Consider the following 8,828-nt stretch of genomic DNA (forward strand, 5'->3'; position numbering starts at 1 on the left):
GAAGATATCAAGGAAGCAGGCACAGCGGCCACGATTACCCGCTACGTTGGCGGAGGTGGGCCGACTGGTGGGGATGTAACCAAGCTTACGGCCAGCACGTTTGTTCTGGAGACTCAGTTCAGCTCTAACGAGATCGATGGAACGAGAGTTAAGGCAACGGATGTGAAGCTTTTGATGCCTGCGCTCAATCTTGGTTTGGTGCCTACCGCTGACGATAAAATCAATTACGTCGGCCAAACGCTTTCAATCATAAATCCAAAGCGTATCGCCCCAGATGGTGAGCCGATATTCTACGAGCTGCAAGCGAGACGATAATGCGACGTAACCGCGACACATTCGATATCTTCGAAGAGGAGTTTCAGCGAAAGCTAGAAAAGATCTTCGGAGATGCGGTTCAAGAAATCACAGATCGCGTTACGTTCAAGGCTCTGGTGAGTGCGTTGCGGATGGGGGATGTAGAAGCCGCACTGCGTTTGCTTGGTATTGATGAGACTGACTTTGAAGGGTTGCACTTTGCTGTTGAGGATCTGTTTCGACGTGCTGGCAGTGAGTTCTCAAATGATGTTCCTGTCTTTCGAGATCCTGACACGAAGGCTCTCATAAAGTTTTCTTTCTCTGCGCGCAATCCTCGCGCTGAGCGCATTATAAGCGAGCAATCGTCTAAGTTAGTTAGAGAGGTTGCAGAGGGGCAGAGGGAGCTTGTGCGGCAAAATCTGACCCGTAGCCTATCGCTGGGGGTAAATCCTCGCACAGCTGCGTTAGAGCTTGTTGGTCGCACCAACAGAGCAACAGGCAAGCGACAAGGTGGAGTGCTGGGCCTTACAGCCACACAAGAGCAACACGTTGCAAACTATCTGGAGCAGCTTCGTAGCAGTGATGCGGCCGAGTTCAAAAAAGCTCTGAAACGTGGGCTGCGAGACAAGCGATTTGATAGAACGATAGCCAAGGCTATTCGCACAGGTGAGCCTATCCCGGCAGCTATGATTGACAAGATGGTGACGGCTTACAAGCGTCGCTACCTTAAGTACCGCGGTGAAGCAATCGGGCGTAGTGAAACGATGAAGGCCTTAGGCACTTCTCAGCGTGAGACGTGGCAACAGGCAATCAACAAAGGGCAGGTGGCAGAGGAGCGCATCACGCGCATCCCAGACGCAACCCGAGACAATAAAACGCGCCCAACGCATACTATTGCCGCAGAAATGAACAAGGAAGGCGTTGGCTGGAATGAACCGTTCCAAACTCCTATGGGGCCTAAAATGCATTGCCCCTATGAGGATGAGGTTATGTGCCGGTGCCGGGAGCGTATCAAGGTTGATTATATAGGGGCTGCTGAGCGAAGGCTAAAACGGAAGACAAAGCCAAAACCTAAGCCGGTAGAGTTCGAAGTGAGAACGCCTTTTGAAAAGGCTTATCTCGGCTCTTTGGATAGTGAGGCCCACCCAGATTTCATCAAGGCGTTTAATGCAACCGCTCCAGTCGGCTGGGGGAGCAGTCGAGGAGGGGCATACTATCGTCCTTCAACGCACTCCATCCATATGGTGAAATCTTGGCGTAACTCTAAAAGAGGTAAGTCTCTCGTTGGTGTTTTTGCGCATGAGTATGGACATGCAATTGACGAGTACAAGGCTGCTAGGCCGCGCTCAGGGGCGCTATTGCCAGCCATGAGAGAAGATCTTGACCGGATACGAGGCGGTAAAGGATCGGTAACTCTGCCGGATGGCGAAAAGCGCGAGCGTTTAGATGCCTACTTAGCGAAGATGTATGGCGTAGATGGTAATCAGCAGGCTCAGAACTTCTTGCAGAAGATCCAGCAGGGCGACTTTTCTGGGGCTTTAAGAGATCTGGATAGAGCCTTGTACTACAATGCAAGGAATGGTAGCATTTCGGCAGATGATGGCTCTTTTTGGCGCGGTGCTGTCCTCAATATGAATGATTTCTTAGGTTCACTGACCAATCTTGAATATGGACACGGGCACACTGCAAAGTATTATGCTCAGTTCCCATATTTGGGTAACGACAACCAAGGCAACCGGATAACAGACGGCAACGTTGCTGAGATCTTTGCGAACGGCTATTTTGCACACGTCTCCGAAGGCCGGGAGTTGTGGGAGTTCCTTATTGAGGCGATGGCCCCAAAAACCACGCATGCAATCAGGAAGATTACAAAGGATATTGCAAATGGCAGTTGATGACCTGCAAAAAGCCTTTGAGAGATACAATACTCTATACTCTGGGAATCCGATTAAGCAGATCGGAAACACCCCCCAGGCTGCTTTTTATCTTCTTCAGAATGAGTTCGTTTGGTCTGAAGGAGATGAGCCCCTAAGCGCTGAAGAGATAGAGGAAGTCGAGTTTATGGCGCCTGACGACACTCTCACGTAACAAGCGCAATCAAGCAATTACAGCGGCTTTCGGGCCGCTTTTTTTATGGGCATAGCAATGAGTAAAGGGTTTGCGAAGCAAGTTGGCGCATGGGCTAAAGACATTCCTGAGGCATTGGAAGTGGTTTACAAGGAAAGCTTGCAGAGGCTCTCACATGCTGCTGATGACCGGTTAGGCGAGCAGCTTCGCTCTGAGCAAGACAAGCGCAAGAAAGCCATTACAAACTTTCTCAGATCCTCAGCGGTTATGCGAATTAATCAGCCGCTGGGAGACGTGACCGAGCCTGCTAAAGGTGGTGCGTATTCGCCTGCTGAGTTTGATAGCACATTGGCAAGCGTCAAGTTTGGTGACTCGGTAACATTCGGCTTCACCGCAGTTTATGCGATGCGGTATCACTTCGGGTTCTCTGGTGTTGACAGTCTTGGACGCAACATCAACCAGCCCGCAAGGCCATTCTTGCAGCTTGAGGCTCAGAACTGGCAAAAGCATGTAGAGGCCGCGGCGAAAGAAGTCAAAGCTCGTTTAAAGCTTTGACTCCTCTGCCTCAGCAGCAATCAACGCAAATTGAAGCAACTTCATGGAGCGGGATGCGGTTTTAATCGCTGTCTCGCCCTGCTTCGTTGTGCCCTCAACATCATCAAACAACTGGCAAGCTGCAACTAGCCTGTCGTGAATTTCATTGTCTGAGAGCTTCCTTTTCTCGGAGTGCAAAGGGCAATCTCCTATGGTTGAGAATGATATTTATATGGCCCTTACCAATCACCTGCAAGGGTTAACCCTCCCTGATGATATCGGGGGAGTGCTTTGGCATGGATACCCTCATCCAGATCCAGAGCCAGATAACTACCTCTATGCGCAACATATTCCCAATGATCCTTTGACGAAATCTATCTCAGGAATGGGTGGAATGCTTAGGGGCTTTTTTCAAGTCAACGTGGTTATGCGGCAGGGCGAAAACTCAGAAGGGCAACAGGTTGGCCCTTTTCAGGCAAATCACATTGCAGGCCTGCTCGTGGAGCATTTCAAAGGCCAGGTACTTTATCAGGATGGGTTGCAAGTCAAAGTCCCGTCCATTCCGGCCATAGCGCCGCCAATCATCGAAACGGGCAAAATCACAGTCCCAGTTTCTATCGAGTATCAAGCCCCAATCTATGAGGTTTAGTAATGGCTTCAACAAACGCCACAGGCAAATTCTTTGTGTCTGTCAGTGCTCTTACGCCGGGTGTTACCTACACAGCAGAAGATTTCCAGCAGATCCGCTTCATTGAGATCACAGATGTTGGAAGCCTACCTGAGTCCGGCACTCAGGATAACATGGTTTCCTACAACACCATCGACAAAGAGGTTTCCTCCAAGTCGAAGGGTGTTGCCAACGCGGGGGATGGTAGTCTTGAAGTGGCTCACAATCCCAATGACAAAGGGCAAGATGCTATCCGTGCCCATGCGGCGACGTCCTATCTATACGCAACCGCTCACGAACTGCCAAACGCGCCAAATGCGGGAAGTACTGGCACTGTTCGTTACAACCTTGCACGCATTGGTGGCCCTGCCAATGGTGGTGGTGGTGTTGATGACTTCATCGTTGATACCTATGCGCTTGGCTTTACCGATCAGCGACAGGTTGAAGTGAAGCTGCAAGCAGGCGTTGCGCCTACCAACAACACTGTTCCAAGCATTGATGGTGAAGCTGAAGTTGGCAAAGTGCTGTCTGTGAAACATGGAACGTGGAACAGCGTTACCCCAGATGTTTCCTACTCCTATCAATGGAAAGTTGACGGGGCAGACGTGGCTAACGCTACCGGAGAAACCTACACAATTGAGGCTGGAGCCTCCGGCAAAACCATCTCCTGCAAAGTTACTGCAACAAACCAATTCGGCTCTCTTGAAGTCGATTCCTCCGCAACCGCGGCTGTAAGCTAAGAAGGAAAGCGCAAATGGATCTGAACAGCATTAAGCCGAAGGAAACGGTTAAGGTTGAAATCAATCACCCGGCAACAGGTGAACCGTTGGGTTTGTCTGTCGAGATGCGCTCTCGCCATGACAATACAGTGAAAGAAAAGGTCAAATCTATTGAGCTTCGTGGTGGTAAACTTACCCCTGCACAAAGGCTTGCCGTGCGAGACGCTTGGGCGCGAGAAATCTTGGTTTCCGCTGCCGTGGGCTGGGAATGGTCCAATGACCTTGAATTCGACTCTGATCCTTCCCCGGAATTCAGTGATGCGATGATGACTCGTGTTCTCTCTGAGTATCCATTTATCTTCGAACAACTCAACGAACAGTTTGGCGATATCTCTGCTTTTTTTTCCAAGTAAAGCAAGAGCTTTGCGAAGCGGTTGCCCTTGTTGTCCGGTATCACACGCCAGACAGCAAGGGGGAAAGCCGCTCGCAGCTCGCCAAACGTTTTAACCGTGCGCGCACAGTCCCCGAACCAAGTATTCCTGAGCGGTTTGAATACCTCTGGGGATGGTTTTGGGATCTGGACAACTCCCGACAATCCGACATGGGCAGTCCTCAGCCCCTCAGCCCGCAAGAGTTGCTAGCGTGGCGCGAAGCGTTTGAGGTGGATGCGGTCAGTTGGGATCTATGGACCTTGAAAGCCATGGATCTAGCTTTTCTGAAAGCCTATTCGAAAGAGAAAAGGGCTCAGGATGAGAGGGAAAAAGCGCGGGAGGATGCAAACAAAAAGCTTAAGGGGGCGATATGAGCCTAGCAAAGCTTGGCATTGAGGTTACATCCAGTGGCGCGGCCAAGGCAACCAACGAACTTAAGGCGCTCACGGGCGCTGCCGAAATGGCGGAAAATGCGGCTCTGGGGGTCGCCTCTGGTGCCAAACAGATGGCAGACCAAGCAGTAAACGCATCAAAGGGGGTTACTGCTTCAGCCAGAGCCTCCAGAGTAGCAAGCTCAGAAATGAGTGAGATGGCTGCGAAGATCGCACAAACTGAGCGGGCGCTATCAGCACAAGCCACGGCTGAGAAAGCCGCATCGAGATCAGCAAAAGAGCTTGCATCTGCGACCTCGCGAGTAGAGGCGGCGTCTAGTGGAGCTGTAAAAGGCGCTGCTCAAATGGCAAGTGGTGCAAGTGCATCTGCAAAAACAGTAGACTCTGCGGCCAAATCACTTGGTGTTTATATCGACGCCCAAGGGCGCTTGAGAGAAGCAAGTGGGCGGTTTGTTACAGATGCCCGCAAGGCTCAGCTTGCGGCAATGAATGTTGCTGATGCGCTTGATGATCAATCAGCAGCAGCAATCAGAGCAGCGCAGGCAACAGCTGTAGCAAATGATAACATTCGAAGTTTCAGCGGTAGCTCTGGAGTTGCAGCGGCCTCAGCCGCTCAGTTTCAGGATACTGTAGTCACCGCGACAGCAGGCATGAACCCACTTGTGATCGGCTTGCAGCAAGGTACGCAGTGGGCAGGTCAGTTGCAAATGGCTATGCAAGGTGGTGCAACGTTTACCGAAATCTTGGCGGGCACAATTCGCGGCATATTCAGTCCTCTTTCGTTGCTTGCTATTGGCCTAATTTCGGCTGTTGCAGCAGGTATTCAGTTGGTTGATTGGGCTAACGTTGCCTCCAGATCCTTGGGTGCAATCGCTGATTTCTTAGACGAGGCATACGACGAGTTACTAGTGTTCACTGGCGGCTTAGCTTTGGCATTTTCTCCAGCGATAATTGCAAGTGTTAGAACCCTTACCATTGCGGTTGGAACTGGCCTCGTCGGGGCGTTCAAAGCATTGTCTGCTGCAATCTTGTCTAACCCGCTTGTCGCCTTTGGTGTGGTTTTGGCCGGCGCAATTACAGCAGCCTACATCTTTCGGGATGAGCTTACGAAAATCCTTGGTGTGGATCTGTTCGGAGTTGCCAAGACATTTGGCAATTACTTCATTGCGACCGTGATTTCAGCCTTTGAAATCGCAAAATTCACCTTCCTGAATTTCCCTTTCATCATTGGAGAGGCAATGATTGGGGCGGTAAATGTGGTAATCCTTGGCGTGGATAAGATGGTCACGCAAGTGATGGACGGTATCAACCGGGTTATTGAGATTGCAAATAACATACCTGGCGTTGAGATTGCGACGGTTGATACTAGTGAGGGGATGATACCAACTATCCCAAATATCTACTCCGAAAAGCTTAAAGGAGCGCGAACCTTCACGCGTGAGCGCATCGATGAACTTTTCGGCTCTGATTTTATCGGAGGGGGCGTCGATGCCATCGGTATGGGTGTCGATGCAGTAACCGATAAACTGAGATCTCTTGGCGATGCGGCATTGAGCTCAGGGAAAGGAGCTGAAAAGGCTGCAAAGGCTTTTAAAGGCATTGTCTCGAGTGCAGAAGCAACGATTGCCTCTCTACAAGCGGAAAAAGGCGCCATTGGGCTTAGTGATTATGCTGCTACCAGATTGATAGAGACGCAAAATCTACTGAACCAAGCTAAGCAGCAAGGTATCATTCTTAGCGATGACCAAAAGGGTAAGCTCGTAGGATTGGCAGGTCAGATCACGGCTTTAAAGGTAGCTACCGATAAGGCTAAAGACGCATTTCAGTTTGCAAAAGATGCTACGAAAGGTTTCTTTTCAGATATGATTAGCGGCCTGCGTCAAGGCGAAAGCGTATGGCAGTCTTTCGGGAAAGCGGCTCAGAACGTCCTAAACAAGATCATTGACAAGATGCTCAATCAGTTGATTGACGCGATTTTTCAAGTCAATAGCGCGGTTGGTTCTGGTGGTGGTAGCGGTTTCCTTGGTAGTATTTTTGGTAGTCTGTTTGGTGGTCCCAGTGCTGCAGGATTGCAAGCCGCGAGTGCTGCAATGCCTGTCATGTACGCTAAGGGCGGAGCTTTTACCAACTCGGTAGTTAGCGAGCCTACGCCATTTTCATTTGGAAGCGGGCAGCTTGGCATTATGGGCGAAAACGAGCCTGAGGCGGTTATGCCTCTGAAACGTGGTCCAGATGGGCGTTTAGGTGTAGAAATGCATGGTGGTGGCAGGGGCGGCGCACAGCAAGTCCATGTGACAGCTGAGGTCTATGTCAACGATAACGGCAACTTTGACGCCAAGGTTGTATCTATTGCAGATCAGCGTGTTGCTACTGGTGCTCCTAAGTACGCTGCTGCGGCTGTTAAGCAGGCTAATAAGGGCTTGCCGGGGCGTGTAGCGGAAATAAACAGGCGCTCATACTAAGGTTCCCAAATATGGTTGAAATTGTTGATTGGCCTGAGGTGTTGCAACCTGAATCTGTTTCGTTGTGGCAAGAAACTGCAACACGTCAAAGGTCTGAGACAACAACAGGGCTATCAAAGCCCGCTGGTATTGTCTCGGTACAAACTAAGCTCTCCATGTCTGGAATCCCCCAATACACGTCAGAACAGGTTAGGGCGGCTCGCGTCCTGGCCGCTAAGATGAAGGGTGGGGCGGTCCTTGTCCGCATTAAACTGCCTGATCCTAATGGGGCGAGAGGATCGAACTCTACCGAGTTACAGCAATATCGTGTTGCGTATGAAAATGGATTGAGAGAATGGCGAGCAGAATGGAATAGGAGGCATTTAGAAGCCTATAGCGAGTATGTCAGAGTGCGCGGTGTTGTTGATCGTCAGATCGCGCAATACCCATCTGGGTTGCCGTTTGATGATGGGGCGTATTTTGATGATGGCTACGGATTTGCGCATGAATACCCAGAGGCCCCCGAGAGATCCAAAACCGAGCCAGACATAAAAAACTTTGTACCTGAGTTCCCGGTGCCAGAATTTGAAGTGTTGCTGTCAACCGCAGGTCGCAACGATACGGCGTTGAAAATTGACACCTCTGTAGAACTCATAGGCTGCTTTATCGAGATTGATGGCTTTGTCTACATGGTGAGCGATCAAGGCGAGCAAACAGTGGACGTATGGCCTCCTATACGGCGAGATATCGCAATGGGCACCCCTGTAAGCCTGGAGCCTGAGTTTGTCGGCTTTATGGGCGGCAGAGGGATCGGGACAGAAGCCCTTAAACTTGGTCGCATCGGTTCAACGTCTATTTCGTTCACTGAAGACCTATCAAGGCTGGTGCCATGATTTTCACACCTGAAGAGTTACGCCAGATCAGAACGGGCGATATAAATGCTACGCTGCTTTGTGAGACTCAGTTTAAATCTGAAACAATGCTGCTGCACAATGGTACAGGCATCCTCTTAAGCGCTGATGGAAGAGAGTGGCAGGGCATCGGAGGGCAAGCCTCCTTCGAGGGATTGCAGTCCAGCACTATGAACGAAGCGAGAAGCAGCACGGTAACGCTGAATTCTCAAGAACAAATCTTTTTAGACGCGTTTGAAAATCAGGTGACAGAGGTCAAAGGCCGCAAGTTCATCTTCTACCTTCAAGCCTACAACGCTCAGCTCCAGCCCATTGGCACACTGTACCAGATCTACACAGGAATAGGCGACTTCATGCGCATGTCCGTAGAGC

The 8,828-nt window shown here is 50.5% G+C and carries 11 protein-coding genes; 10 read left to right on the forward strand and 1 reads right to left on the reverse strand.

Features of this window, described 5'->3' with window-relative positions; translation table 11 throughout:
• From PPL9_RS32490 to PPL9_RS20135, 4 genes are all read left to right on the forward strand, one after another.
• Positions 1 to 315: hypothetical protein (locus PPL9_RS32490; RefSeq protein ID WP_057464357.1), on the forward strand; the 315-nt coding region annotated here is incomplete at its 5' end.
• Complete coding sequence (locus PPL9_RS20125) at positions 315 to 2,189, forward strand: hypothetical protein (RefSeq protein WP_057464358.1); 1,875 nt, start codon at positions 315 to 317, stop codon at positions 2,187 to 2,189. The genes PPL9_RS32490 and PPL9_RS20125, both read left to right, overlap by 1 nt.
• Complete coding sequence (locus PPL9_RS20130; RefSeq protein WP_057464359.1) at positions 2,179 to 2,382, forward strand: hypothetical protein; 204 nt, start codon at positions 2,179 to 2,181, stop codon at positions 2,380 to 2,382. Before PPL9_RS20125 ends, PPL9_RS20130 begins: the two co-directional genes overlap by 11 nt.
• 57 nt (positions 2,383 to 2,439) lie before the next feature.
• The gene (locus PPL9_RS20135) at positions 2,440 to 2,916 is read left to right on the forward strand and encodes a hypothetical protein (protein ID WP_152986772.1); all 477 of its coding nucleotides are present in this window, start codon (positions 2,440 to 2,442) and stop codon (positions 2,914 to 2,916) included.
• Here PPL9_RS20135 and PPL9_RS20140 read toward each other — a convergent pair.
• A complete protein-coding gene (locus PPL9_RS20140; RefSeq protein WP_057464361.1) occupies positions 2,905 to 3,093 on the reverse strand; it encodes a hypothetical protein in 189 nt (62 codons plus the stop codon). The two genes, PPL9_RS20135 and PPL9_RS20140, sit on opposite strands and share 12 nt — an antisense overlap.
• A 34-nt stretch (positions 3,094 to 3,127) precedes the next feature.
• Between PPL9_RS20140 and PPL9_RS20145 the strand changes: the two genes are divergently transcribed.
• The 6 genes from PPL9_RS20145 to PPL9_RS32495 form a co-directional block, all read left to right on the forward strand.
• Positions 3,128 to 3,544 (forward strand): phage tail terminator-like protein, encoded by a 417-nt coding sequence (locus PPL9_RS20145; RefSeq protein ID WP_161831384.1) that lies wholly within the window; start codon positions 3,128 to 3,130, stop codon positions 3,542 to 3,544.
• Positions 3,545 to 3,546: 2 nt separating this feature from the next.
• Positions 3,547 to 4,302 (forward strand): hypothetical protein, encoded by a 756-nt coding sequence (locus tag PPL9_RS20150; RefSeq protein ID WP_057464363.1) that lies wholly within the window; start codon positions 3,547 to 3,549, stop codon positions 4,300 to 4,302.
• A gap of 14 nt (positions 4,303 to 4,316) precedes the next feature.
• A complete protein-coding gene (locus PPL9_RS20155) occupies positions 4,317 to 4,694 on the forward strand; it encodes a hypothetical protein (RefSeq protein WP_057464364.1) in 378 nt (125 codons plus the stop codon).
• A gap of 388 nt (positions 4,695 to 5,082) precedes the next feature.
• Positions 5,083 to 7,566, forward strand: coding sequence for a hypothetical protein (locus PPL9_RS20165; RefSeq protein WP_057464366.1), 2,484 nt, complete (start codon positions 5,083 to 5,085; stop codon positions 7,564 to 7,566).
• Positions 7,567 to 7,721: 155 nt separating this feature from the next.
• Positions 7,722 to 8,438 (forward strand): hypothetical protein, encoded by a 717-nt coding sequence (locus tag PPL9_RS20170; RefSeq protein WP_208989503.1) that lies wholly within the window; start codon positions 7,722 to 7,724, stop codon positions 8,436 to 8,438.
• Positions 8,435 to 8,828 (forward strand): hypothetical protein (locus tag PPL9_RS32495; protein WP_057464368.1); only part of this gene is annotated, 394 nt, incomplete at its 3' end. The genes PPL9_RS20170 and PPL9_RS32495, both read left to right, overlap by 4 nt.

The sequence above is a fragment of the Pseudovibrio sp. POLY-S9 genome, from assembly GCF_001431305.1.
Lineage (GTDB): Bacteria > Pseudomonadota > Alphaproteobacteria > Rhizobiales > Stappiaceae > Pseudovibrio.